This is a genomic window from Aliiroseovarius sp. B-4, assembly GCF_056857795.1.
The window spans coordinates 547,780-570,579 of the sequence record NZ_JBSXNV010000041.1 but is presented as its reverse complement, the minus strand read 5'-3'; the positions used below and the strand labels follow the sequence as shown (position 1 = coordinate 570,579).

Genomic DNA, 22,800 nt, shown 5'->3' with positions numbered 1-22,800 from the left:
CGGACCTTCGTGGACTTCAACCAGTCGAAAAAGCCCGACTGAAAGCGTCGGATGACAGCTACGAGCCCATACTCACGGATACTGCGCCGGACACGAATGTCCGGAAACGTACAGGACTCAAAAACGCTCACCGAGCAATCGATAGCACCAAAAAGACTCTTCGGTCTCGATCGCCTTGTTGAGCCTTGCCGGTGAAAACCCCGTCGCGCGGCGCAGAGAGCGCCCCATGTGGGACTGGTCTGAATACCCTGCTTCAAAAGCAATTTCTGCCAATGGCTGCCCCGCCGAACGCTGCGATTGCTCGTGGAGTCGCTCAATGTTCGAAAAGAAATTCAGACTGCTTTGCGTGTGACCCGAATACCGTTTGATTTTGCGCTCTATGCTCCGAAGGCTACGACCGGCTCCCGAAAGCGCGGCTCTGGTCGCGAGAGCTGTGGACCAGTCCGAAATGCGGGCGACAGGATGCCAGCTATCTGATCTTGCGGCGCGCCAAGCGTTCTCGAGCTTATCGCAAAGCGCGGCCCAGCCTTCTGCCGCAGTACCTGCGTAGTCGAAACGCTCAATCGCCTCATCCAACACGGGTGGTAGAATTGAGCATGCATCATCACCACCGAGTGCGCGCCACGCATCAGGGTAGATCCCGACTGTCAGCGCAACGACATCACCCTGCGCCCAACTGGTCACCGGCACATCTTGGGGTGAGATCACAGATTTTCGGGGAAGCGGCGACGTTTGCGCGGCCTCCTGCCATCCTGTGCCAGCGGGCAGCATGTGAAGCTTCCCGAGCTGCACAAAAGTGGCCGCAACCAGCGGTGACGAAGGAAAATGGTTCATCCGATCTGCATCAGACAGGTTCGCCCCGCGTGTATCCCGATAGATTCCGGCCATAAGGCAGCTTGCCAAGTCAGGCGTCGGCAGGAACAACTTTGAGATCGGCGGCATCAAAAACTCCTAGTGTCGAAACTGTTCTATAATTCGCATCCCCCATTGAGACAAAAAAGTCCCAAACAAGCAAAGGGACTTCAATATGGGTAAATTAGTCTATTCAGGACCGTTGTCGCTACGGTTGCGCAGCCTTGCGAAGCTGAGCCAGATCGCGATTCTAACGTCGATCCGGCATAGTTTCGGTCGCCACATGGCCAAGGATTGGGACGCAAACATGGAAACCGGAATCCGGTTTGTTCGCCACCAATTCACCGAGGCTATGCGCCACTCTGACATCAATGAAGGGCGCGAACTGTTTGACAGTGTGCAACTGCAGACGGACGATATTTATGCGGTCTCATCATCGAATGCGCACGCGGGCAACGGGCGTTGGTATGATCCAAAACACCGCAATAGCGACGCGGTCCTGCTATATTTCCATGGGGGCGGATATACCTTCCACAGCGGGGTAAGTGGTCGTTTCGCGCAAATGCTGGCGCATCATACCGCTGCACGGTTGTTCGCACCCGACTACCGCCTGACACCAGAGCATCCCCATCCGGCTCAGGCCGAAGATGCCATGGCGGCGTGGGACTATTTGTCGGCGCAGGTGCCCGCGGAAAAGATCGCCGTTATTGGCGACAGCGCAGGCGGGCATATGGCGTTGATGCTGCTTCAGGCGCTCAAGGCGCAAGGAAAGCCTCAGCCCGCGCTCTGTATCGGTCTGTGCCCCTGGACGGATATCGGGGATCGTGGCGCCAGCTTGCGCGATAACGATCCCACCGATCTGGTGCAGGGCTGGATGGCACTCCAGTTCGGCCGCTGGCTAGACCCAGATCAGGCGTATGGGCGGGAAGTCTTGTCGCCGATCTCGTATGACTACAACGGCCTTGCCCCGCTCTACCTGCAAGCCGGAGGACGGGAAGTATTGCGAGATATGATCATGGACTTCGCACGAGAGCAGAAAGCGAAAGGTGCCAAGGTGATGCTCGATCTCTGGCCCGACATGCCGCATGACTTTCAGGCCTACGATAGCATGACGAAGTCATCGCAGGCCGCGTTGGCGAGGATCAGGCAGGCAATTGATAGCCACCTTCACGCAGCCCCCCCTTTACGCGGCCTACCTGGTGTCACCGTCGTATGACCATGGAGTAAACAAGCTGATCGATGTAACGCAGCCATTGGCATACTCGAAGCGAAGTGGTGCTTTGTCCCGCGGTCCGGACCTAGACCCTTCGTCAGATCATGCATCTGCAGCGAATGGCGGCTGTGGCGGGCCGCACCGCGGCGTGCTGAACGTTCGGCCAACGGCAGGAATGGGCCGTTCATGTCGCCAACAACAGCAAAGATTGAGCAGATGCTGCGCTGCATCTGAGGTCCAGAATGAGCCCAATTCGCGTGATGCTGCAACGTGAATGAATGCCCGCTAAGGAGATTGCCAACTCCTATTGGAAAGCAAGTTCTTGTTTCTGTGCTCAGTTCTCTGGGTTTGCTATGAGAGGGTTTGCAACGAACAGAGTCTGAAAATACTACACAGTAGAGTCCGAAAAATAATCTTCTGAGAATCAGAATCTGACTCGAAATCCATACTGCCCTCGCGCATCTTCAATGAGCAGATACGACGGAGAATTCGATGATACATTCTGAACATAGCCGAACTCGTGCTTCACAACGCGGTGTAACGGCCCGCTTTGTCGAGGACATTCTTATTCATGCAGATGTAGAGCATCCCATCGGAGACAACTGCACTTTATTGCGTGTGAGCCGTCGGCGCTCTGAGCGGCTGAACATCGATGACCGGCTTGGCCGCTACGCGATCATCTGGAGCGAAGATACGGCACGGATTGTAACGGTCATGCCACTTCATGATGGACCCGCAGGTCGCCGCTACCGGCGCAAAAACTGAAGAGGCGCAATATGGAATCTCAACAAAACAAAGACGAGGCCCGCAAGGCACTGCGTTCGACAGAGGTCAACAGGCTTCGTCAATTCGAACAAGAGGCAGTCGGTTCTGGAACGAAACTCGGCCCGAGGGACCGACTCAAAGCCGCGTTTCACCTGACACGGGCCTGGAACCAAGCGAACAAGGCAGGATTGCGTAAGGCAATCTTTCAGGATCGCGTTTTTGCACGTCTCCAGAGGCCACACGGGAAGCGCCAGGAGTTTCGCCTGACAAACTGGACCCTGCGACGCAGCGAGGATCCGTTCCAGCAAGATCTGACGGACGCTTATGAAAGAAAGAGCACGCCTCAGAAGGCGCTGGAACCTTACCTCGTGGGGGTCACTGTCGCCGCAGAGCATTGCGAAGTGGACTCGGACAATTGGAAGCTCGACATGATGCGCGATCTCTCTGTCTGGTCACGACCGACGGCACGACCAGATGTTGCGCCGCAAGATGACCGGCCCGCCGAAACCCTCGCGATATTGCTCAATGCACTTTGCGAAAACCTGGCTCGCAAAAACCGGTTGGGTGCTACTTTCGACGCCGTTCACCGCATGAGCTGTCGGTGGGAGATTTTCGAGGAACGGCTGGTCCCAGTCACAAACGACACAATCTGCATGGAGGCGATCGACAGCCCGATCAGCCCTGTCTGTGAGGAAAGCCTCTATTTCGAAGAGGTGTTTCCCTTCCCGTCTATTCCGCTGCTTTACATTCCTTATCTTGTAGGGGAGGCCGAGTTTGCCTTGGCACCTGAAGCAATGCTGCGACAGGAAGATGCGAAGCGCATTGCGGATGGCGATTACCCGCATGTCGGAGCGGCAATGTGGGGCAATCACTACAATGTCCCGGAAGACGCGCCCAGCCTACGCAAGGCGGAGGGAAAACTTATCTGGTCGCGTGAACTCAGGCTCTGCCTTGTGCCCGATGGCCATGGAGGCTTTGCCGCTGCGATCGAATCCCGCCCGAGGGTCGAGGTCGAGTTCCAAGAGGAGTCTCCGTTCGCAGGTCGGCATCATGTCATCGGTGGGTATGAACCTGACCTACAGCGTGGGCTGTTTTATGCCCGTGCCGAGGATGGTGGGCAAATCTGGCCGCATATTTGCGACCGGAATGGCGTGCTCTGGCGGTTGCGTCTCGTGCTGGAGGATGAAGACGAAAGTTGGTTGGATCGCTTTGTAGAGCGAGACCCGGAAACCACCGGTTGGTGCTTCGATCCAGATCCGGTCCGCCACCCTGGAGACTGGTGCAGCGAGCCTTGGTATCTATCCTACACCCCGGCAACGGCGCCTTATCTGCGTCACTGGTTGACCCAAGACTGGCGTCTCGAAATTGAAGCAGGCGTGTGTCCCTGGAACCGTTCGAACTTTGACACGGCCAACCTGGAAGGCAAATGGTACCGCAATCTTCCGCCGATTCATGAGTTGAGTTTTCCCGATTTCAGCTTCGCGACTTGGATAGAGTGCTGTTTGCACAATGGCTTGATCGAAGAGGCTTTTCAGGCCGCCATTGATCGGCTGAAAGACCAAGTTGGGGCCTTGCAGACCGAATGGCACCACGCACGCGAACAACACAGCAATGCGCTACTGAAGCGCTGGAAGGCTGAAGAGAAAGAACAGAGAGACTGACTCATGACCCGCATTTACGAACGCCAGACAGATGCACTTTTTGCCAGAGCCCTGGTCGATAATCCGGCCTTCGCCACGACCTTCCTGAACGCCGTCGACGGGCGTCTGGCGAACCCGATCATCGATTTGTCCACCCAGACCCGTCACCGGGGCACCGGACACCGCGGCAGTATCGATCTGGAAATCACTCGCGCCGATGGAACGATCCTTCTGGTCGAGAACAAGATCGACGCGGGGTACAGCGTCACCAGCACAGGCAAGCCTCAGCCCGAACGCTACCGCGCCAGCGTGGAGGCCCTCAGGAACCGGAGGCAAAAAGCTGCTTCTGTCTTGCTCGCACCTGATCTTTACTTGGTTGGCACCCGTTATGCGGACGCCTTCGATCATCTTGTCAGCTATGAAGCGCTACGCGGCGCTCTGAACGGTGAGGATCTGGAGCTTCTCGATGCGGCCATCGCGCAGGCTGCTACACCTTACGATCCGATTCCAAACGCCAGCAGCGGTGCCTTCCATGCTGATCTTAAGACCTTCGCATCTCTGCATTTCCCCGAGCTGATCATCAAGAAAAATCCGAATGGGAACGGCGTGCGGCCGGGCGGCTCCAATACGATCTATTTCGATGTGCCGCGCACACTGAAGAATTGGTCGCACTTGCCACGCCCGCGTATGTCTCTCCAATGCCGTGACCTTGGCGCGCCGTCAGCTTCGGTCAAGATCATGCTGGGCGGATTGGGTCGTCTGGCAGGTAGTATCGCCGCCCCGCAATCATTGTCGGAAATCGGAGGATACATCCGCCCCGCTGGGCAATCTCTAGGTCTTGTACTCGACACGCCGCAGCTCGACATCCAGCAGCCCGTCGACGCGCAAGTCTTGAAAGTTGAAGAGGGGTTGGAGGCCGCTCGCAAACTCACCGCTTGGTGGAATAGCAGAGCTGAAACGTTTCAGGTTTGAACAAAGGAAAACCCATGAGCCATATCGATTCCATCATTGCCCGCATTCCATCTATGGATGCAAAATCGCGTACCAATCTACGCGAAAACGCCGGAAACAAGTTAAAAATATCTCCGGAAGACAGGAGCGCTCGCCGTGTACTCGATGCCCTGAATGCCTTTGAGGACACCAATGACAGGTCGCAACGCCTTGAGGTGACCGGCCTGCTCGAATGGGAGAAGCGTCCGCACAATAAAATATTCACCTTTCGAGCATTTCACGAAGGTCGCGTCGTTGGAAAGATATTCAAGCGCGCCAACCACTCCACTGTCGAAAAGGACGTTTACTCTGTTGAAATCCTTAGTCAGCAACTTCCTGAAAAATTCCACCATATCAAAGATGCACGCGCCGCAGGTGAAGCTGCCTTCGCTGAGCAGAACGCGAAAAACAACCCCAGGAACATCGGGTGCACTGATCCGCAGGACGGATAGGGAGAAAAACCGCCAAATGGAAAACCTTGTCACATTCTTCCTTGTCGTTCTCATCTTGATCTTTCACCGACCGCTCGGCGCAATTCTGGGAGGCCTTTTTGCTATCGCTGTGCTCGGCGTGGCGTTGGTAATTTTCTTCTTTTTTCTGAGAAGCATGTTGTTCAGTTCATGATGGTTTTGGGGGTTATTACAGGTTCTGCCCTGAGGAGTAGAAGATGCTTCTTATTCCGGAAAATTTACGAACTTGGCGACTTTCTCGCGAGCAGACATTCGCGCATTTGCAGCGAAAGCCCGCTCCGTCCGCTCCTTACCTGTTCAGGCACGGCGCAGCGAATATCAGCTTCCGACTGATGTCGGCAAGAACAGCGACATTAGAAAAATCAGGCAGGCATTCCATCTGCTTTCGGAAGATTGGGGTCCATCTTATCCCACGGCTGTGCGCTGCTGACGTAAATGTCACGGCTTGGCGTGTACCAGCTCGGATCATCCAGGCTCCCCGCAAACAGGATCATAGCCCCTTCACTTGCCTTGTTGATCAGGAACAGCGGAGACCCACAGTCAGAACAGAAGCCGCGAAGCATGGCATGGCCGCGATCAGCTCGGCGCTCGAACCACTTCGGTTCCCCTTTTTCGAGCTTGAAATCTGCCTGTTTCACCAGGACAGCCGGAAAATATGCACTTCCAGTTGCCTGCTGGCAATCACGGCAATGGCAATTCCCCATGTAGCGGGCGACACCTTCGGACCTGTATCGAATTGCTCCGCAAGCGCATCCACCGGTGAACTGTTCTGGCAACATAAGTATTCCTCCCAAGTGTACCTTAGGAAAGTGAACTTATTTCGCAACACCCTTAAGGTCCTGCATGGCTTTACTGGGAAAACGGTCCTTGGATCATCGGCGGTCAAGGGCAGGTTTGTCCGCATACCACCTGTTCGCCATCGCCTCGATTTTGCGCACGCCGCCAATGTCAGCAACGCGCGCTGCTACCGCAGCATCCCGGCCGGTCGGCGGACGGCGGCTGTGGGCCGTCCTTGCCACGGCCAATGTCAGCAACGCGCTGTGGTTCTCACCCACTCATGCCAAGCGCAGAATCGGTCGAAATGGGTCTACCGGCCGTTAGCTGCGCTTTGCGGAAAGGCTTGGTTCCCTGACCTGATTTTGGTAGTCCGGCAACTCGATCGAGCCGTTCTCATAGATCGCTGCCTGCGTCTCGCCATTGTCCCACCGATACAGCAGGCCGATTTCTTCGCCTGTCTTTATACACGTAATGCGGCCGATGGCTTCGGCCGTTAAGCGAACACTTTCATGTTCGGGCATAACTAGCCCCTCTCGTTACACAATTCCTTGGGATCGACGCCGAGAGCATCTGCGATCCTCTCCAGAACATCGAGCGATGCTGAATTCCTAGCGAGTTCGATCTCGCTGATATAGCTGCGATCGACTTCCGCAGCTAAGCCTAGTTGTTCTTGGCTCAATCCTCTGGAATTTCTTAGATTCCGGATATTTAACCCTACTCGTTCTCGAAATTTCATGGCCTGTATTCGGCCAGATCACAAGAACCGCTCTACGGAATATATTCCACAAAACGCGCGCGAGCCTCACAAAGAGCATGCTCGCATATGGTGTAAAGGCAGAGAGTGGCGGTAGGGTAACAATAGTGCAATAATGTAATCAAAAGGCATGAATTGATATGCGGTGCAGATTCATCAGGAATTGGCTCGGCGGGGTCGCTATGGCTTTGCTTTCAACCGTGGCTCCACAAGCGGCGAAAGCCTATCAGGTGGACTGCGCCATTCTGCTTTGCCTGGCCGGTGGGTGGCCCGCGTCAGCAGAATGCGCCCATGCCCGTGCCGTGTTTATCCGCAGGATTACGCCCTGGCCGATTGAGCCGCCGTTGCAAATCTGGCGCTGCCCGATGGGTGTTTCTGAGCCCGCGCCGTTGCAAATTACGGCCCCTAAAATCTGGGAGGCCAGCTACCGAAATGGTCAGGCACTCGGCGAAGTCATTCTGGCTCAGGTGGCTGAAGGCGGTGCCGATATCGACATCAGTGGTCTGGAATTCGATTTCGTGCGCTCGATCCGCGTCTGGGATGTGCGGTACTATAGTCATCGCGAACGTGGCCGTGATGATGATTGCTCTGAAAGTTACAACATGCGCCTCGGGACCTATGGAACGCAGGGTGAATTCGGCTGGCAACGCACGACGCCAGCGGCCGCCCCACAATGGGTTCTGCCGTCACGGCGCTGTTCTTCGTCAAGCTGGCGTCGCGGGGTCGGTGTCGAATGGGAAGATTACGAAGGCAACCATGGATATGAGTGGGTGGCCTACTAGGGCTATTCGCCGATGTCCTTCATACGTTCTGCGATATCGCCCGCAATGCGTTCATACAGGGAGGCTTGCTTGTCCCTAGGTGAGCCGGGCTTCGGGTTTCTTCGGCGGATGCGTTTGGCGAGCCAGAAGAGCATCCGGGCCGCTGGATCAGACGTCGCATCCGGTTCTGTGGCCGGATACTTCTCCTCTAGGGCGACGACGATTTCCTGGGACAGGCTGCGCCGGTTGAGGGAGGCATGCGTTTCCAGACGCTTCTTCAGCGCGGCAGGAAGCAAGAGTTTGAATTGGAGCAAAGCTTCTTCTTTCATGATTCCATGATGGACAATATTTGTCCTCAATGATATGGACATTTAATGTCCTTTTGTTGAGGTGTAAATATGAAGACAACCCAATTCAAACTGAACCTACCAGCGGACGTGAAAGCCTGGCTTGAAGAAGAAGCTGTGCGGAACTTGCGCTCGCAAGGCGCTCAGGTGGTGTCATGTTTGCGGGCAGCCATGTCGCGGCAGGAAGCCGTGGGTGAGAGGGCTGAAAAATGAGCCCAAGCCATATCCAGTTGATTCCAACCCCAGAGCTCGCGCTTCTCTTCGGTTACAATGAACCGAGCGCGTCCTTCTATGACTTCTGCCGTAGGACGGGTATCGCTCCAGTGCCAGGGCGGCGCGGGTGGTATGACCCGAAACTCATCCGCGCGCGATTGGATGCTGTTCAGGGCATCAGCGCGGCAGAACGCGAGGCCACTTCGCAACCGAGCCTCGTTGCACAGCGGAGAGCGCGCCGTGCCCAGAAGTAGTCTTCCCAAGGGCGTCCACCGTGTCCGGCGCAAGGTCGTGTCCGGTGTTCGCTACCATTTCTATGCTTGGCGGGGTGGCCCCAAATTTTGGGAGGGGACGGACCCGAACCCCAAAGAGCCCGAATTCTTCCATGCGTTTTCACAGTGCGGTACGCCCGTGAGCCCGGCCGAATACCTGACGACTCACTTGGTCGACGATTTTCTGTCCAGTGCGTCCTTGCCCAAGGCTGAGCGTTCAAAGGCGGATATCCGTAAATGGCTGGAGTTGTTCCGTGAGGAGTTCGGCGCAGATCCTGTCGCGATGTTCGAAGAGCGTGCCTCAAGGGGCGAGGTCAATAATTGGCGCAAGAAGTGGCTTCATTCGCCCAAGCAGCACGATATGGCGGGCACCCATGCGACGCGCGTCCTCAATTGGGCCGTGGAAGAGGGGAAGCTGAAAGAGCATCACTGCCACAAGCTCAAGAAGCTCTACCAATCGAACCGCACAGAAATCATCTGGACGAGCGGCGATATCGCACAGTTCAACAAACATGCACCCAAGTGGGTCCAGAGGATTCTGACCGCCGGATGCGAAACCGGTTTGCGAGCGGCCGATCTGGTTAAGGTTAAAATGGACCAATTCGAAGACACGCCGCACGGCAAGCGCTTACGTTTCAGGACCAGTAAGCGCGGCCAGATCGCATATATCCCTGCCACATCGGCACTTGAGAAATTGATCGCAGAGACGCCGGAAGAACAAGAAGAGCTTCTGGTATCAGAGCTTGGCAGGCCTTTGACGGCCCGTTGGGCATCGAACCAGATCACCAAGTGGCGGCGCGAAGCTCAGATCCCCCCTTGGATCGACGGCAGGGAGAAGACTCTGTCTGATACGCGCGGGACGGCGGCGACAAGATTGCTAAATGCCGATTTGTCTTTGCGCCAGATTGCGGTGCTGATGGGGTGGTCGGTTCGCTACGCGGCGCAGGTAATCGAGCATTATGCGCAGGTTAGTCCGGACGAAAGCGATGCGGTTCTGCGCAAGCTCAATCGAGCAAAATCACTGTCTCAAGACACAAAAATGTAAACGCCCCTGTAAACGCGGGGCCTCAAACACGGCAAGGAGTGATGTAAGTGATTGTTTTTAAATGGAGGCGAGTACCGGAATCGAACCGGTGTACACGGATTTGCAATCCGCTGCGTCACCACTCCGCCAACTCGCCATCCGTGGTGTTTGGCTTCTCTATCGCCAATTCCGGGGCCATGTCCAGCCCGGAACCGCAGCGCAGATGCAAAACTGTCGGCTGAAATCAGTTTTGCAGGGCTGCGACGCATTATCCAGTTTGATCCGTGCGGGATTGCCGCGTCTGGCTATCTATGGCAAGAGAAGCCAGACGTCTTAGAAATGATAGGCCAGACATGACTGATTTTGCCATGCGCCGCACGATGATGGTGGACACGCAAGTTCGCCCGTCTGATGTGACCAAATTCCCGATTATCGAAGCGATGCTTTCTGTCCCCCGCGAAGACTATGTGCCGGACGCCAAACGCGAAGCTGCCTATGTTGGCGAGAATATCCCACTGGAGGGTGGACGCGTTATGCTGGAGCCGCGCACATTGGCGAAAATGCTGGATGCCGTGGATATTCAGAGCGATGAACTGGTGCTTGATCTGGGATGCGGGTTTGGATACAGCTCTGCCATTATCGCGCGCCTTGCCGATTTTGTTGTCGCCGTCGAAGAGGACGAGACGATGGCGGCGGAAGCACAGGCGAACCTTTCTGAGCACGGGGCAGACAATGTCGCGGTCATCGCTGGTCCTCTGACCGAGGGAAATGCCAAGAACGGCCCGTATGATGTGGTTCTGATCCAGGGAGCGGTTGAGGCTGTGCCATCGGCGATCACGGATCAACTGAAGGACGGTGGCCGGATCTGCTGTATATTCGCCGAAGGTATGCTGGGCACTGTGAAAGTGGGTTACAAGATCGACGGGAATGTTGTGTGGCGCCATAGTTTCAGCGCCGGTGCCCCGGTGATCGACGGGTTTCAGAAAACCCGCGAATTTGTACTTTAATGAGACCCGGGATGGGGCAGACAAAACTGCTCCGATCCAGGCACGAGTGAGGTTGCAGAATGGCCCGTCGATTTGGAATGAAATGTGCAAGCGTCCTGTTGGCGATCGGCGTTTCTGCCGCGCAGGCGCCGTTGGCCATGGCGGAAACGCTGTCTGATGCAATGGCAGCCGCTTATAAGCAGAGTGGTCTTCTGGATCAAAACCAAGCTCTGTTACGCGCGGCGGACGAGGATGTCGCGATTGCACAGGCAGCACTGCGCCCGACCTTGAACTATGCCATTACCCATGGCTGGACGGACCCGAACACCAGCATTTCCGGCAACTCGGCATGGGCCACAACGGCGTCGTTGACGGCCGAGTTTCTGATCTACAATTTCGGGCGCGGCAAGGCGGCAGTTGAGGCACAGAAAGAGATTGTTTTGGCCACGCGCGACGGATTGGTCAGCGTCGAGCAGCAAGTGCTTTTGCGTGCGGTCAAGGCCTATGTGGACGTTCGATCTGCCGTCGAGAATGCACAGCTTCAGAGCAATTCGGTCCGGGTTTTGACACAGGAATTGCGTGCGGCCAATGACCGGTTCGAAGTGGGCGAAGTGACCCAGACAGATGTCGCATTGGCACAGGCCCGTCTGGCGGCGGCGCGCGCCAACGAAGCTTCGGCGCGCGGCAATCTGGAAATCGCCCGTGAAGAATATCGGGCGGCAACCGGAAACTTGCCCGGTGCGCTGTCCACACCGCCAGCCCTGCCGATGACGGCAAAAACACTGGATGCAGCCAAAGCAATCGCGCGTCAGGGGCATCCTGATATTCTTGCGGCGCAACACAATGTGGCGGCGGCTGACCTTGCAATCGAGATTTCGATGGCCGCCATGAAACCGACGCTGGTCGGTAGCGCGGAAACCAAATGGCAAGATGTGGGCGGAACGGATTTTGTCTCCAACAACGTCGGGGTGGCGCTTCGGGGAACGATCTATTCTGGTGGTAAGCTATCGGCGGACTATCGCAAAGCGGTCGCAAATGCGGAAGCTGCTCGCGCCGGGTTGCATCAGACCCGTTTGGCTGTCGATCAGGGCGTGGCCAATGCCTGGGCGCAGCTTGCCATTGCGGCGGCTTCTCTGGAAGCGACCGAACGTCAGATCCGCGCCAGCCGGGTTGCCCTGCGCGGTGCCCGGGAAGAAGCACAACTCGGGTCGCGCACCACGCTTGACGTGCTGAATGCCGAGCAAGAGCTCTTGAACGCAGAGGCCAGTCGCATCACCGCACAATCCAACCAATACCTCGCGGCCTATTCATTGTTGTCGTCGATGGGATTGCTGACCGCAGAGCACCTGAAACTGGGCGTGGTGATTTATGATCCCGAGGCCTATTTCAATACGGTCAAGTCCGCACCGGTCCAACGGGTCAGCCCGCAGGGCAAGCGTTTGGACAGCCTGTTGGAAGCCCTTGGCAAAAATTGAAACAGTTCGTTCAGTTGTGCGAACGCTCTGCATTGGGTAGTGTTCTGGTAATGAAGGCCGGACGGACCGGTCCAAGGAACAAATTGCAGGTGTTTTTGCATGTCTGACCCGGTTTCAAATGCCGAGATAGAGGATGTCCTGTCCTCGATTCGTCGGCTGATCTCTGAAAGTAAAGCGACCGATGAGCGAGCGGATTCGGGTAAAACGGAAAAGCTGGTCCTGACACCCGCGTTTCGGGTTCATGACGAGGGCAGCAAGAAAGCTGCCGATCGGGCACCCGATCGCGACCTTGAGCAGAAGAGGTCTGCTGCTTCGAATACACTGCCACAAAATCCACCTGCCGAAAAAGCAGACATCGGTGAAGACGACCGTACGAACCCGGTTTTCTCGCATCGCGGCTATTCCCCACCCGATGATGGGGATGTGGAAGAAATGCACACTGACCTGTCAGCGACCTCGGACGACGCGGTGTCGCGGACCGGACGAGTCTCGAATTTCCAAGATCCCACCAATCAACGTCAGGACCTTTGGGAAGCTGACGGCGGGGATGAGACAACCCAAACCGATGTATTGATGTTCCATGCGGCGCGGCTGCGTTCGGAAGATGAAAATGTCATCGTAGGGGAAAGCAATCCGGGTGGCTGGTCAGACGAATCGGATGGCGGCGAAGCTGACGAAGCGCCGTTTGTTGCCGTCGATGACTCCGCAGATGAACGGTCGTTACCGCCCGCCGACACTGTCCATAACCGTGATGAGCACATGACCCCGATCCCGACGGGACGCGAGGTTGAAATCGTTGGCGACGATACAGACATCATTGATGAAGAAGTGGTTCAGGCCATGGTTGCCCGACTGGTGCGGGAAGAGCTGCAAGGCGAGGTTGGTGAAAAGATCACCCAGTCCATCCGCCGCTTTGTCCGGCGCGAGATCGAACGCGCGCTGACCCTGAAAGGGTTGGAATAGGCGCGGGCGTCACTCGGCGAGGCTCAGCAAGCGATCAAGGTCCAGATGAGTTTCGACATGTTGGGCCAAAGCTTCCAGCGTGGTGTCAACTCGGGTTTCGAAGCCCGACGACGCTGCCCGCGCGCCCAATTCTTCCAGATAAGCCTTTCTGAACCCATCTGCCGAGAACAGACCATGCAGATAGCATCCCAGAACGCGGCCATCGGCGCTGACGGCCCCCTCGGGTCGGCCATCCACTGACAGCCAGGCACGTGCAGTGTCCGGGCCGGTGCTGCGACCCAGATGGATTTCATAGCCCTTGACAGGCTCGCCCGAGGCGATGTGACGGGCTTTGGTCAACGCCAAGGTTTTCTTGGGTTCCAAATGGGTGGTGATCAGAAGGTGCCCCAGACCTGCCACCTGTCCAGGTGGGCCTTCGATCCCGCTCTGGTCGATGATCTTCTGCCCCAGCATCTGATAACCACCACATATCCCCAACACATGACCACCGCGTCGAATATGGGCGGCCAGATCCACATCCCATCCTTGGGCGCGGAAATCTGCGAGGTCGGCAATGGTGGATTTCGAACCGGGGATCAGCACCAAATGGGCGTCACCGGGCAGCGCACGGCCGGGTTCGATGATATCGACCGTTACGTCGGGTTCGTTAACCAGCGGGTCCAGATCATCGAAATTCGCAATTCGGTTCAGACGCGGCACCGCGATTTTGAACGCACCCCCCGGACGGGTCGCGATGTCCATCACATCCTCGGCAGGCAGGCGCCACGCGTCGGCGAACCAGGGTAGCGTGCCCAGATCATGCCAGCCGGTGCGGTCCGCGATTGCGGCGGCGCCGTCGGCAAACAGGGTCGGGTCGCCGCGAAACTTGTTTACCAGAAAGGCTTTGATCCGGTTGCGATCCCGGGCTGGCAGCACCGCATGGGTGCCCACAAGCTGTGCGATCACTCCGCCGCGGTCGATGTCACCGGCCAGCACGACGGGCAGGTTCGCGGCCTCGGCAAAGCCCATATTGGCAATGTCGCCCGCGCGCAGGTTGATCTCGGCGGGGCTGCCCGCACCTTCGACGATGATCAGATCGCGGCCTGTGCCCAACCGGTGAAAACTATCCAGCACACGTGGCATCAGATCGGCCTTGGCCTTGCCATAGTCGCGGGCTTTCATTGTGGTAAAACGTTGTCCCTGCACGATCACTTGCGCGCCGGTGTCGGTTTCGGGCTTCAGCAGCACAGGGTTCATGTCGACCATCGGCTCTAACCCGCAAGCGCGTGCCTGAAGGGCCTGCGCCCGCCCGATCTCGCCACCGTCGACGGTCACAGCGGCATTGTTCGACATGTTTTGTGGCTTGAACGGCGCGACATTCAGGCCGCGTATAACACAGGCGCGCGCGATCCCTGCCACCAGCAGGGATTTTCCCACGTTCGAGCCTGCGCCCTGTATCATGATCGCTTTGGTCATACCGGTTGCATAGGAGCTTTTCGCAAATCTGCCCAGCCCTGAACCGACGGATGATCGGCCGTGAACGAAAAACGCGCCCCTTGGGACGCGACTTCGTTCGATCCGGCACGGATCGTCTGGTTATGCGGCTTCTGCCTGTGCGGCGTTGCGACGCTCGCTTTCTTCGCGGCTCAGCGCTACGGACGTGCGAATGCCTTTGGAAACGAATTCCATCAGGCCCTTCACGACACGTTCGTTCGGGTCGATGCCAGCACAGCTCAACACCTCACGTCCGTCGCGCGAACGTGCCCAGCGGGCAATCTGGTCGGGGCCATTGCCGTATTTCTTGTCATCGGCGATTGCGTCGTCCAACGCGGCCAGTACCACAGCGGCAAACAATTTGCGCGCGCGGTTGCCTTGTTCGTTGTTGAAAGCGGTACCGTCTACGGAGTCCAGCATGGTCGTCCTTTATTTTTCTTGCTCTTGCGCTCGTCGGAGTAGCGGACAATATGGCCTTTTCTGCGTGATTCGGTATCCCCGCAGCCACATGCCTGCTATGCGTTTTACGCATGGCTTCGGCGTTAGGCATACCAAATACGTCACCTTGCCAGAGCCAGACCGTCAAGATATAGGTGCAGGCCAACAGAGTTCAACCTTTTGCAAAGGTTTAAGGTATGCCCAAAATCAATGGTAACGAAATCCGGCCCGGCAACGTGTTGGAACATAATGGCGGTCTGTGGGCTGCGGTGAAGGTCGATCACGTCAAACCGGGCAAGGGCGGCGCGTTCGCTCAGGTCGAGATGCGCAACCTGCGCAACGGATCGAAACTGAACGAACGCTTCCGGTCGGCGGACAAGGTCGAACGGGTGCGGCTTGAACAGAAAGACCAACAGTTCCTTTATGAAGACGACGGGATGCTGATCTTTATGGATACGGAAACCTATGAGCAGATCCAACTGCCTGCTGACCTGCTGGGAGAGCGCCGTCCGTTCCTGCAAGATGGTATGACCATCGTGGTGGAATTCTATGAAAGTGAGGCGCTGAACGCGACCTTGCCGCAGAAAGTGACCTGTACCATTGAAGAAACCGAGCCGGTCGTCAAAGGTCAAACCGCTGCCAACAGCTTCAAGCCTGCGCTGCTGGACAATGGGGTGCGCATTTCCGTGCCGCCCTTCGTCGGGCAGGGCGAGGCCATCGTGGTAAACACGGAAACCATGGAGTATTCCGAGCGCGCATGACGCGGGCCGGGTTAGCAAAACGGGGCAGGGCGGTCGCTCTGCCCTTTTTTCTTGGGAGTGCCGCGCGGTGACGACCATCCTGTTCAACAAACCCTTCAATGTGCTGTCGCAATTTACCGACAAAGGCACCATGGGGTCGCAGCGCGCGACCCTGTCCGATTACATTGACATTCCGGGTGTTTATGCTGCGGGCCGACTTGATCGTGACAGCGAAGGGCTGTTGATCCTGACCGATGACGGGACGTTGCAGGCGCGAATTTCCAATCCACGACACAAACTGCCAAAGACCTATTGGGTTCAGGTCGAAGGGATGCCCGATGACAGTGCTTTGCAGGCTTTGCGAGACGGCGTTGCACTGAAAGACGGAGTGACCCGCCCTGCGCAAGCCCTCTGCATCGACACGCCCAACACACTCTGGCTGCGCGACCCGCCCGTGCGGTTTCGCAAGTCTGTTCCAGACTGTTGGATCGAACTCACGATCCGCGAAGGCAAAAACCGGCAGGTGCGCCGGATGACCGCTGCGGTCGGGCATCCGACCCTGCGCCTGATCCGGTATGCCGTGGGGCAATGGACGTTGGACGGCCTGGCGTCCGGCAAATGGCGCTACGCCTGAGGCGCGACCTCTATCCCAGCCAAGACACGCTGGCGTCGCCGGCCTGCATGTCCTTGCCCGCGCGATCAAACCGCAGATAGGCAATGGCCCGATCGCCGGACTGGGTGAACAACGTGCCCACCGGTTTGCCAACTGCGGTGATCTGCGTTCCAACCGGGGCCATGCCGTCGATCTGGACCACGGTCAGCCCTTTCTTCAAGTCTGTCTTGTGTTTCATGCGGGCCGTCACCTCTTGCCCGACATAGCAACCCTTGCGGAAATCAACGCCATTCAGGCGATCTAACCCGGCCTCTAACGGATAGGTGTCCGGTGTCAGTTCGATCCCGGTTTCCGGAATGCAATGGGCGACCCGAATAGCGTCCCAATCAACGCCGTCCTGCGCGGTCTGTCCATCATAGGCGCGCCAACCCATCGCGTCATGTCGGGGATCCACAAACGCGCCATCGGGGATATCACCAACTCCGCAGGCGGGCACGATGTCGGCTGGTGTGATCTGCACATCTGCCCGAAGCTTGTACATTGTCAGTCGTTGGGTCAATGATGCCGCCAGTGGTGTTGCCACGTCCAGCAAGATGGCATCCCCGTCCGGCACCAGAAAAAAATCCGCCAGATATTTGCCCTGCGGGGTCAACAAAGCCGTATAAACCAGCCCATCGGCCAGTTTCTTGACATCGTTGGTGATGAGGCCCTGAAGAAAGTCCTGCCGGTCATTCCCGGTCAGACGCAGAACCCTGCGCGATGTGTCTGTTGTCATGCTGCTCTCCTGTCGCCGCCTCAATATAGGCGCGCACGCGCAAAGCGAAAGGGTCAGTCGCGTCGGCTGCCCAGCAACCCACTAAACAATTGGCGCACAGACCAGCGAGCCGGTTCGGACTGTTCGGGTTGCGGCAGGCGACGCTTGCGGCGCTTCCCCTTCACCGGGCGAGAGGCGGGCTTGGCTTCGTCCTGAAACTGCAACTTGTAAAGCTGGGCGTATATGCCGCCACGGGCCAGAAGCTCCTCATGTGTGCCATGATCGACCACTTGTCCCTGATCCATGACGACGATCTTGTCGGCCTCGCGCACGGTGGCCAAACGGTGGGCGATCACCAGCGTCGTGCGGTCTTTTGACAATTCGTCCAGTGCTTTCTGGACCAGTTTTTCCGACTTGGCATCCAAGGCGGATGTCGCCTCGTCCAGCAGCAGAAACGGTGCGTTGCGCAGAACCGCACGGGCAATCGCCACCCGTTGGCGCTGTCCACCCGACAGGTTCGAGCCCCTTGGCCCGGCCTGCGTGTCCAACCCTTGTTCCATCTGTGGCAGGAAATCGGAGACATGCGCCACGTCCAGTGCGTGTTTAAGGGTTTTGTCATCAACATCGGTGCGCCCCATGAGGATGTTGTCACGCAGAGTTTCGTCGAACAACAGCGCCTCTTGGCTGACGACCGAAAACAGACCGCGCAGGTGATCGAGTGGAAGCCGAGTAACATCTGTCCCACCAACCATGACCTTGCCGGTTTTGGCGTCCGCCAGTCGGGTTAAAAGATTGAAGACAGTGCTTTTTCCTGCGCCGGAAGCTCCAACCAGCGCCGTTGTCTTGCCCGCCTCGGCGGTAAAACTCGCACCGCGCAGAACGGGCGTGTCACCATAGGAAAATCCGACATCCTTCAATTCAATACGGGCCTTGCGCGCGGGAATTGGCAGTGCCACGGGCGTCGTGGGCGACAGGATCGACGGGCGTTCGTCAAACACGTTGCGGATGCGGGCAAGGCTGGCCAGTGCCGCCTGCCAAGCGCCCGACACTTTGCCAAGGTTTCTGAGTGGATCAAAGACCAACGCCATTGCCGTGAAAAAGCTCATGAATTCGCCGACGGTCTTGGCACCCGAATTGATCTGCATCCCGCCATAGACCAGCACACCAAAGAACCCGACTGCGGCGATGATGTCGACCATTGCGACGATCCCGCCCTGATTGGCTTGGCTTTGCAGGTGCGTGCGGGCGAAGGCGTCAATCTCACGGTCCACGCGGCCTTGTTCGTGGCGTTCAGTGCCGGACAGCTTGATCGAGTTGATGCCATGGAAAATCTCGTCCAACCGGGTCGAGATTTGAGCCGCTGACGACCGGCTATCCGTCGTGGTGCGCCGCACCCGTTTTTGCAGGATGCTCATCGGAATGGTCAGGATCGGCGCTGCGGCCACCGCGACCACGACCCACAACCAGTCGATGGACAACGCCACGCCCAGCAATGCCAGAAGCGAGACGACATCGCGCGCGACAGCGGCCAGAACGACCTCCCAAATGTTGGCAATGGCTTGCGCGTCCCCGCGCACGCGTTCGATCAACGTGCCGGGGGAATTGTCGCGAAAGAAGTTGCTGTCCAGCGTCAGCATATGGGCAACCATGTCTGATTGCAGCTTGGCTGCCACCCTTTGACCGACATGGACCATCAGCACACGGTGCCCGAAGGCCGCGATAGCACGCGTGATGAAAATCGCCGCCACGATCAGCGCGACCCCGACAATCGACGAGGTGGTGCCTGACGAGAACGCCACATCAAACATCGGCTTGATCATGTAGCTCAGGCCCCCCAGCGCAAGCCCTTCCAGCAGCATCAGGAAAACAGCGGCGATAAGGGGCCAGCGATAGGCGCGCATATAGCTGCGCCACATCCAGCGGATCATGTCGGGGCGCTCTAGATCGCTCATCCTTTGCTCCGCTTGGCGTGAAACGAGGCGGTCACGGCCTCGGGGTCATAATGGTTTGCCAACCAGTCGCGCACCGTGATCGGATTGGTCTCGCAATGGATGGCGTAAGTATCCAGAAGATGATCCAGAATGCCCGCCTTTGACCAGCGTTGATGGGCGTATTTCAACGACAGTTGCGCCCGTGCCGCGTCAATGTCTGCCCCTTTTTGGTCCAGCAAATACAACGCAGCCGCAATCCCGGTGCGGTCGGCCCCGGATTTACAATGGATCAACATCGGTTTTTCGACAGACTCCATCAGGTCGAGCAGATCCAGGTAATCCTTTGGGCTGCCAAGCACACGTGCGAAAAGCTCGTGATTATACAACGCCATACCGTAATCCGTGCAGGCCTCTTTTTCGAACAGGTAGTATGAAAACCTGTCCGGTCCGCGCAAGTTTATCACGCTTCTGATGCCGATCTTTTGCAGGGCAGGGAAGTGAACGGGATCAGGTTGATTGGATCGCCATGCCTCGTCCGACAATTGGTATCGATTGGGCAGAATGCGTCGCAGGAAAGCATGGTCCACCAGATTGTTGTGACGCCGCGCCGCCTGACGCCCCTCGGGTGTCGAGATATCGGTGCCAAACGAGCTTTTCCAGCTGCGTTCCCATTGTTTGATCCGGGCATAGACCTTGGAAAACATGGTGTCTCCGGTGCGCTGGCCCGGCAGAAGTGCGGGCAGTTTCACGGCGGTGTATCCTGTCGGACAGGTCCAGACAAGCACAGCGGGGTGACGGGTTGTTGACGCGTTGACAGGGGCGCAGTACCGATTGGAAAATTCGCAACAGGACGAGCGCAGTATGACACTTTCCTTCGGACGCCACTATCTTGCCATTCCGGGGCCATCAGTGATGCCTGATCGAGTGCTGCGTGCAATGCACCGGGCTGGCCCGAATATCTATGAAGGCGCGTTGGTCGAGATGATGCCGACGTTGACCGACGATCTTAAGGCGATCGCGCGCACCCGGCACAATGTTGCGATCTATATCTCCAATGGCCACGGCGCGTGGGAGGCCGCACTGTCAAACGTGCTTGCCCCCGGCGACACCGTGTTGTCGCTGTGCACCGGGCGGTTCGGGCACGGCTGGACCGAAATGGCCGAGGCGCTTGGCGTGCAGGTCCAGATCGATGATTTCGGGATGCGCGCGCCCGTGGATCCGGACCGGGTCGAGTCCGCGTTGCAGGCGGATCCAGACCATCGTATCCGTGCTGTCCTGCTGACCCACGTGGATACTTCGACGTCGATCAAAAATGATGTGGCCGCAGTCCGTGCAGCAATGGATGCAGCGGGCCATCCCGCACTGCTTATGGTCGATTGCATCGCATCCATGGGCTGTGACCGGTTCGAAATGGACGCCTGGGGCGTCGATGTTGCAATCACGGCGTCGCAAAAAGGGTTGATGGTCCCCCCCGGCGTGGCCTTTGTGTTCTTCAGTGACAAGGCTGCAAGGGTGCGTGCAGAGATTCCGCGAGTTTCGCGATATTGGGATTGGACGGACCGAGCGAACCCTGATTTGTTCTATCAGTATTTCGGTGGCACCGCCCCGACGCATCATCTTTACGGGGTGCGTGAGGCGCTGGATATGATCGCAGAGGAAGGTGGTATGGAGGCTGTTTGGGCGCGCCATGCCCTTTTGGCGCGGGCCATCTGGGCCGCCTTTGACTGCTGGTCTGACCGCGGCCCGGTGGAACTGAACGTGGCCAACCCGGCACATCGTTCTTGTGCCGTGACGTCGGTTCACATCGGTGCCCCACACGGCACGGCGCTGCGACGCTGGACCGAGGAAAAGCTTGGCGTGACATTGGGGATCGGGTTGGGCATGCAATCAGAGGACGACCCGAATGCAGACGGATTCTTCCGGTTGGGCCACATGGGACATGTGAATGCTCCAATGGTCATGGGGGCGTTGTCGTCCATCCAGGCTGGGATGACTGCCCTGAAGATCCCACATGGTGCCGGTGCACTTGAGGTCGCAGCGCAGCTGATCGCCGAGGCTTAACCACGCGCCTTTGCAAGTGCGATGGGCAAAGCTGCTGCGAAGATATCCAGTTCTTCAGGCCGCCCGGCGGACACGCGTATGCACCTGTTTTGCGGGCTGGCAAAGGGCATCCGAACAAAGACGTCCTGCTCAATCAACGCATCCAGTACCGATTTCGCAAACGCAGCATCACTGCCACAATCAACCGCCACGAAATTGGTGGCCGAGGGCAGGGTGGTCATACCGTTTCGCCGCGCGATACTGTCAATGCGATGCCGTGCGTCTGCCACGTTGGTCAGTGTGACCGCCAGATGATCCTTATCTTGCAACGCCGCCAAAGCGCCGGCCTGACTGATCCGACACATTCCGAAATGGTTGCGGATCTTGTGAAATGCCGTGATCAGATCCTGCGCAGCAATCGCGTATCCCACCCGCGCCCCGGCCATCCCATACGCCTTCGAAAATGTGCGCATACGGATCACGCGCGGATCGTCAGGCGCAAGCTCGGGTATGGTCCCTTCCGGGGCAAACTCGACATATGCCTCGTCAAGGGCCAAAAGGCACCCCTCGGGCACCGTATCAATCATTCGTTGGATGGTGCCCGCATCGTGCCATGTGCCCATCGGGTTGTCGGGGTTGGCAATATAGACCAGCTTTGCGCCAACCTCTGCCGCCGTCGCGATCAACGCGTCAGGGTCTTCATGATCGTTCTTGTAAGGCACCGGTTCGATCCGCCCGCCAAATCCCGTCACATGATAGTTGAACGTGGGATAGGCCCCTTGCGAGGTCACGACGACATCGCCGGGGCCAACCATCAGACGCACCAGATAGCCCAACAACCCGTCAATTCCCTCACCCACCATGATGTTGTTCGGGGAAATGCGGTGATGCGCCGCCAAAGCACTGCGCAGATCGAAGTTTTCCGCATCGCCATACATCCACACGTCCTGCGCGGCTTGCGCCATCGCCGCGACCGCCTTGGGCGAAGGACCGAAGGTGTTTTCATTGGCACCCAAGCGCGCCGCAAAGGCACGGCCACGGGCGCGTTCCTGCGTTTCCGGCCCCACAAAAGGGACGGTGGCGGGCAAGCTGTCGGCAAGCGGGGTCAGGCGGGCATATGTCTTTGTCATGACGCTGTTAGAGCAGGGTGCACCACACGCGACAAGGTTGAAAATTCGCGGTCAGCCATTAGGTCAATAGGGTCGTTAACAAGTCAGGGGCTCGCATGCTCAAGATGAACCGCCGAGTGTTTCTTGTCAGTTCTGCTGCGGCTGGGGTTGCATCACGCGTTCCCCAAATCGCCGTTCAG

25 protein-coding genes and 1 tRNA gene are annotated in these 22,800 nt (G+C 57.6%); 14 read left to right on the top strand and 12 right to left on the bottom strand.

Features of this window, described 5'->3' with window-relative positions; genetic code table 11:
* Positions 1–117 precede the first annotated feature (117 nt).
* Complete coding sequence (locus AC13C8_RS18185) at positions 118–942, bottom strand: helix-turn-helix domain-containing protein (RefSeq protein WP_482848611.1); 825 nt, start codon at positions 940–942, stop codon at positions 118–120.
* Positions 943–1,027: 85 nt separating this feature from the next.
* Here AC13C8_RS18185 and AC13C8_RS18180 point away from each other — a divergent pair, with 85 nt between their 5' ends.
* The 5 genes from AC13C8_RS18180 (at position 1,028) to AC13C8_RS18160 (ending at position 5,912) form a co-directional block, all read left to right on the top strand.
* The gene (locus AC13C8_RS18180) at positions 1,028–2,068 is read left to right on the top strand and encodes an alpha/beta hydrolase (RefSeq protein WP_482848610.1); all 1,041 of its coding nucleotides are present in this window, start codon (positions 1,028–1,030) and stop codon (positions 2,066–2,068) included.
* Positions 2,069–2,557: 489 nt separating this feature from the next.
* Positions 2,558–2,830 (top strand): hypothetical protein, encoded by a 273-nt coding sequence (locus AC13C8_RS18175; RefSeq protein ID WP_482848609.1) that lies wholly within the window; start codon positions 2,558–2,560, stop codon positions 2,828–2,830.
* A gap of 11 nt (positions 2,831–2,841) precedes the next feature.
* The gene (locus AC13C8_RS18170; RefSeq protein ID WP_482848608.1) at positions 2,842–4,491 is read left to right on the top strand and encodes a hypothetical protein; all 1,650 of its coding nucleotides are present in this window, start codon (positions 2,842–2,844) and stop codon (positions 4,489–4,491) included.
* A gap of 3 nt (positions 4,492–4,494) precedes the next feature.
* Positions 4,495–5,442 (top strand): hypothetical protein, encoded by a 948-nt coding sequence (locus AC13C8_RS18165; protein WP_482848607.1) that lies wholly within the window; start codon positions 4,495–4,497, stop codon positions 5,440–5,442.
* 14 nt (positions 5,443–5,456) lie between these two features.
* A complete protein-coding gene (locus AC13C8_RS18160) occupies positions 5,457–5,912 on the top strand; it encodes a hypothetical protein (protein ID WP_482848606.1) in 456 nt (151 codons plus the stop codon).
* A gap of 380 nt (positions 5,913–6,292) precedes the next feature.
* Here AC13C8_RS18160 and AC13C8_RS18155 read toward each other — a convergent pair whose 3' ends face one another.
* From AC13C8_RS18155 to AC13C8_RS18145, 3 genes are all read right to left on the bottom strand, one after another.
* Complete coding sequence (locus AC13C8_RS18155) at positions 6,293–6,709, bottom strand: GFA family protein (protein ID WP_035257155.1); 417 nt, start codon at positions 6,707–6,709, stop codon at positions 6,293–6,295.
* 318 nt (positions 6,710–7,027) lie between these two features.
* A complete protein-coding gene (locus AC13C8_RS18150) occupies positions 7,028–7,228 on the bottom strand; it encodes a hypothetical protein (protein ID WP_215989586.1) in 201 nt (66 codons plus the stop codon).
* 2 nt (positions 7,229–7,230) lie between these two features.
* Positions 7,231–7,443: a helix-turn-helix domain-containing protein gene (locus AC13C8_RS18145; protein WP_108785920.1), complete on the bottom strand. Its 213-nt coding sequence runs from the start codon at positions 7,441–7,443 to the stop codon at positions 7,231–7,233.
* Positions 7,444–7,643: 200 nt separating this feature from the next.
* Between AC13C8_RS18145 and AC13C8_RS18140 the strand changes: the two genes are divergently transcribed.
* Positions 7,644–8,243: a hypothetical protein gene (locus AC13C8_RS18140; protein ID WP_482848605.1), complete on the top strand. Its 600-nt coding sequence runs from the start codon at positions 7,644–7,646 to the stop codon at positions 8,241–8,243.
* A gap of 2 nt (positions 8,244–8,245) precedes the next feature.
* Here AC13C8_RS18140 and AC13C8_RS18135 read toward each other — a convergent pair whose 3' ends face one another.
* Positions 8,246–8,593, bottom strand: coding sequence for a hypothetical protein (locus AC13C8_RS18135; RefSeq protein ID WP_482848604.1), 348 nt, complete (start codon positions 8,591–8,593; stop codon positions 8,246–8,248).
* 27 nt (positions 8,594–8,620) lie between these two features.
* Here AC13C8_RS18135 and AC13C8_RS18130 point away from each other — a divergent pair, with 27 nt between their 5' ends.
* The gene (locus AC13C8_RS18130) at positions 8,621–8,782 is read left to right on the top strand and encodes an Arc domain-containing protein (RefSeq protein ID WP_088634878.1); all 162 of its coding nucleotides are present in this window, start codon (positions 8,621–8,623) and stop codon (positions 8,780–8,782) included.
* A gap of 291 nt (positions 8,783–9,073) precedes the next feature.
* The gene (locus AC13C8_RS18125; RefSeq protein WP_482848603.1) at positions 9,074–10,099 is read left to right on the top strand and encodes a tyrosine-type recombinase/integrase; all 1,026 of its coding nucleotides are present in this window, start codon (positions 9,074–9,076) and stop codon (positions 10,097–10,099) included.
* A 62-nt stretch (positions 10,100–10,161) separates the two neighbouring features.
* Here AC13C8_RS18125 and AC13C8_RS18120 read toward each other — a convergent pair.
* Positions 10,162–10,235, bottom strand: a tRNA-Cys gene (locus tag AC13C8_RS18120).
* A 196-nt stretch (positions 10,236–10,431) separates the two neighbouring features.
* Between AC13C8_RS18120 and AC13C8_RS18115 the strand changes: the two genes are divergently transcribed.
* The 3 genes from AC13C8_RS18115 to AC13C8_RS18105 all read left to right on the top strand — a co-directional run bounded on the left by AC13C8_RS18115 (position 10,432) and on the right by AC13C8_RS18105 (position 13,502).
* Positions 10,432–11,085: a protein-L-isoaspartate O-methyltransferase family protein gene (locus AC13C8_RS18115; RefSeq protein ID WP_482848602.1), complete on the top strand. Its 654-nt coding sequence runs from the start codon at positions 10,432–10,434 to the stop codon at positions 11,083–11,085.
* A 77-nt stretch (positions 11,086–11,162) separates the two neighbouring features.
* Positions 11,163–12,539 carry a TolC family outer membrane protein gene (locus AC13C8_RS18110; RefSeq protein ID WP_482848601.1) on the top strand — a complete coding sequence of 459 codons (1,377 nt, stop codon included), beginning with the start codon at positions 11,163–11,165 and terminating at the stop codon, positions 12,537–12,539.
* 99 nt (positions 12,540–12,638) lie between these two features.
* Entirely contained in the window at positions 12,639–13,502 is an 864-nt protein-coding gene (locus AC13C8_RS18105; RefSeq protein ID WP_482848600.1) for a hypothetical protein, read from the top strand.
* A 9-nt stretch (positions 13,503–13,511) separates the two neighbouring features.
* Here the strand turns inward: AC13C8_RS18105 and AC13C8_RS18100 are convergent, their stop codons facing one another.
* Together AC13C8_RS18100 and AC13C8_RS18095 are read right to left on the bottom strand one after the other, a co-directional pair.
* Complete coding sequence (locus AC13C8_RS18100) at positions 13,512–14,957, bottom strand: cobyric acid synthase (protein ID WP_482848599.1); 1,446 nt, start codon at positions 14,955–14,957, stop codon at positions 13,512–13,514.
* 120 nt (positions 14,958–15,077) lie between these two features.
* A complete protein-coding gene (locus tag AC13C8_RS18095) occupies positions 15,078–15,395 on the bottom strand; it encodes a DUF6280 family protein (RefSeq protein ID WP_091429074.1) in 318 nt (105 codons plus the stop codon).
* Between the two features lie 215 nt (positions 15,396–15,610).
* Between AC13C8_RS18095 and efp the strand changes: the two genes are divergently transcribed.
* Both efp and AC13C8_RS18085 read left to right on the top strand, forming a co-directional pair.
* Positions 15,611–16,174 carry an elongation factor P gene (gene efp / locus AC13C8_RS18090; protein ID WP_091429076.1) on the top strand — a complete coding sequence of 188 codons (564 nt, stop codon included), beginning with the start codon at positions 15,611–15,613 and terminating at the stop codon, positions 16,172–16,174.
* Between the two features lie 67 nt (positions 16,175–16,241).
* The gene (locus AC13C8_RS18085) at positions 16,242–16,787 is read left to right on the top strand and encodes a pseudouridine synthase (RefSeq protein ID WP_482848598.1); all 546 of its coding nucleotides are present in this window, start codon (positions 16,242–16,244) and stop codon (positions 16,785–16,787) included.
* Between the two features lie 10 nt (positions 16,788–16,797).
* Here AC13C8_RS18085 and ygfZ read toward each other — a convergent pair whose 3' ends face one another.
* The 3 genes from ygfZ to AC13C8_RS18070 are packed head-to-tail and all read right to left on the bottom strand — an operon-like array spanning position 16,798 to position 20,200.
* Positions 16,798–17,541 carry a CAF17-like 4Fe-4S cluster assembly/insertion protein YgfZ gene (gene ygfZ / locus AC13C8_RS18080; protein ID WP_091429080.1) on the bottom strand — a complete coding sequence of 248 codons (744 nt, stop codon included), beginning with the start codon at positions 17,539–17,541 and terminating at the stop codon, positions 16,798–16,800.
* A 53-nt stretch (positions 17,542–17,594) separates the two neighbouring features.
* On the bottom strand, positions 17,595–19,472 hold the full coding sequence (locus tag AC13C8_RS18075; protein WP_245744659.1) for an ABC transporter ATP-binding protein: 1,878 nt from the start codon (positions 19,470–19,472) through the stop codon (positions 17,595–17,597).
* Positions 19,469–20,200 carry a tyrosine-protein phosphatase gene (locus tag AC13C8_RS18070; protein WP_482848597.1) on the bottom strand — a complete coding sequence of 244 codons (732 nt, stop codon included), beginning with the start codon at positions 20,198–20,200 and terminating at the stop codon, positions 19,469–19,471. The genes AC13C8_RS18075 and AC13C8_RS18070 overlap by 4 nt, the downstream gene beginning before the upstream one ends.
* 112 nt (positions 20,201–20,312) lie before the next feature.
* Here AC13C8_RS18070 and AC13C8_RS18065 point away from each other — a divergent pair, with 112 nt between their 5' ends.
* The gene (locus AC13C8_RS18065) at positions 20,313–21,512 is read left to right on the top strand and encodes a pyridoxal-phosphate-dependent aminotransferase family protein (RefSeq protein ID WP_482848596.1); all 1,200 of its coding nucleotides are present in this window, start codon (positions 20,313–20,315) and stop codon (positions 21,510–21,512) included.
* On the opposite strand, the gene AC13C8_RS18060 is transcribed toward AC13C8_RS18065, so the two are convergent.
* Positions 21,509–22,621 (bottom strand): pyridoxal phosphate-dependent aminotransferase, encoded by a 1,113-nt coding sequence (locus AC13C8_RS18060; protein WP_482848595.1) that lies wholly within the window; start codon positions 22,619–22,621, stop codon positions 21,509–21,511. The genes AC13C8_RS18065 and AC13C8_RS18060 overlap by 4 nt on opposite strands.
* Between the last annotated feature and the right edge of the window lie 179 nt (positions 22,622–22,800).

Excerpts from the sequence above, each read along its gene's own strand:
- AC13C8_RS18185 (WP_482848611.1), bottom strand. The coding sequence starts at position 942 with ATGCCGCCGATCTCAAAGTTGTTCCTGCCGACGCCTGACTTGGCAAGC.
- AC13C8_RS18180 (WP_482848610.1), top strand. The coding sequence starts at position 1,028 with ATGGGTAAATTAGTCTATTCAGGACCGTTGTCGCTACGGTTGCGCAGC.
- AC13C8_RS18175 (WP_482848609.1), top strand. The coding sequence starts at position 2,558 with ATGATACATTCTGAACATAGCCGAACTCGTGCTTCACAACGCGGTGTA.
- AC13C8_RS18170 (WP_482848608.1), top strand. The coding sequence starts at position 2,842 with ATGGAATCTCAACAAAACAAAGACGAGGCCCGCAAGGCACTGCGTTCG.
- AC13C8_RS18165 (WP_482848607.1), top strand. The coding sequence starts at position 4,495 with ATGACCCGCATTTACGAACGCCAGACAGATGCACTTTTTGCCAGAGCC.
- AC13C8_RS18160 (WP_482848606.1), top strand. The coding sequence starts at position 5,457 with ATGAGCCATATCGATTCCATCATTGCCCGCATTCCATCTATGGATGCA.
- AC13C8_RS18155 (WP_035257155.1), bottom strand. The coding sequence starts at position 6,709 with ATGTTGCCAGAACAGTTCACCGGTGGATGCGCTTGCGGAGCAATTCGA.
- AC13C8_RS18150 (WP_215989586.1), bottom strand. The coding sequence starts at position 7,228 with ATGCCCGAACATGAAAGTGTTCGCTTAACGGCCGAAGCCATCGGCCGC.
- AC13C8_RS18145 (WP_108785920.1), bottom strand. The coding sequence starts at position 7,443 with ATGAAATTTCGAGAACGAGTAGGGTTAAATATCCGGAATCTAAGAAAT.
- AC13C8_RS18140 (WP_482848605.1), top strand. The coding sequence starts at position 7,644 with ATGGCTTTGCTTTCAACCGTGGCTCCACAAGCGGCGAAAGCCTATCAG.
- AC13C8_RS18135 (WP_482848604.1), bottom strand. The coding sequence starts at position 8,593 with ATGTCCATATCATTGAGGACAAATATTGTCCATCATGGAATCATGAAA.
- AC13C8_RS18130 (WP_088634878.1), top strand. The coding sequence starts at position 8,621 with ATGAAGACAACCCAATTCAAACTGAACCTACCAGCGGACGTGAAAGCC.
- AC13C8_RS18115 (WP_482848602.1), top strand. The coding sequence starts at position 10,432 with ATGACTGATTTTGCCATGCGCCGCACGATGATGGTGGACACGCAAGTT.
- AC13C8_RS18110 (WP_482848601.1), top strand. The coding sequence starts at position 11,163 with ATGAAATGTGCAAGCGTCCTGTTGGCGATCGGCGTTTCTGCCGCGCAG.
- AC13C8_RS18105 (WP_482848600.1), top strand. The coding sequence starts at position 12,639 with ATGTCTGACCCGGTTTCAAATGCCGAGATAGAGGATGTCCTGTCCTCG.
- AC13C8_RS18100 (WP_482848599.1), bottom strand. The coding sequence starts at position 14,957 with ATGACCAAAGCGATCATGATACAGGGCGCAGGCTCGAACGTGGGAAAA.
- AC13C8_RS18095 (WP_091429074.1), bottom strand. The coding sequence starts at position 15,395 with ATGCTGGACTCCGTAGACGGTACCGCTTTCAACAACGAACAAGGCAAC.
- efp (WP_091429076.1), top strand. The coding sequence starts at position 15,611 with ATGCCCAAAATCAATGGTAACGAAATCCGGCCCGGCAACGTGTTGGAA.
- ygfZ (WP_091429080.1), bottom strand. The coding sequence starts at position 17,541 with ATGACAACAGACACATCGCGCAGGGTTCTGCGTCTGACCGGGAATGAC.
- AC13C8_RS18075 (WP_245744659.1), bottom strand. The coding sequence starts at position 19,472 with ATGAGCGATCTAGAGCGCCCCGACATGATCCGCTGGATGTGGCGCAGC.
- AC13C8_RS18065 (WP_482848596.1), top strand. The coding sequence starts at position 20,313 with ATGACACTTTCCTTCGGACGCCACTATCTTGCCATTCCGGGGCCATCA.
- AC13C8_RS18060 (WP_482848595.1), bottom strand. The coding sequence starts at position 22,621 with ATGACAAAGACATATGCCCGCCTGACCCCGCTTGCCGACAGCTTGCCC.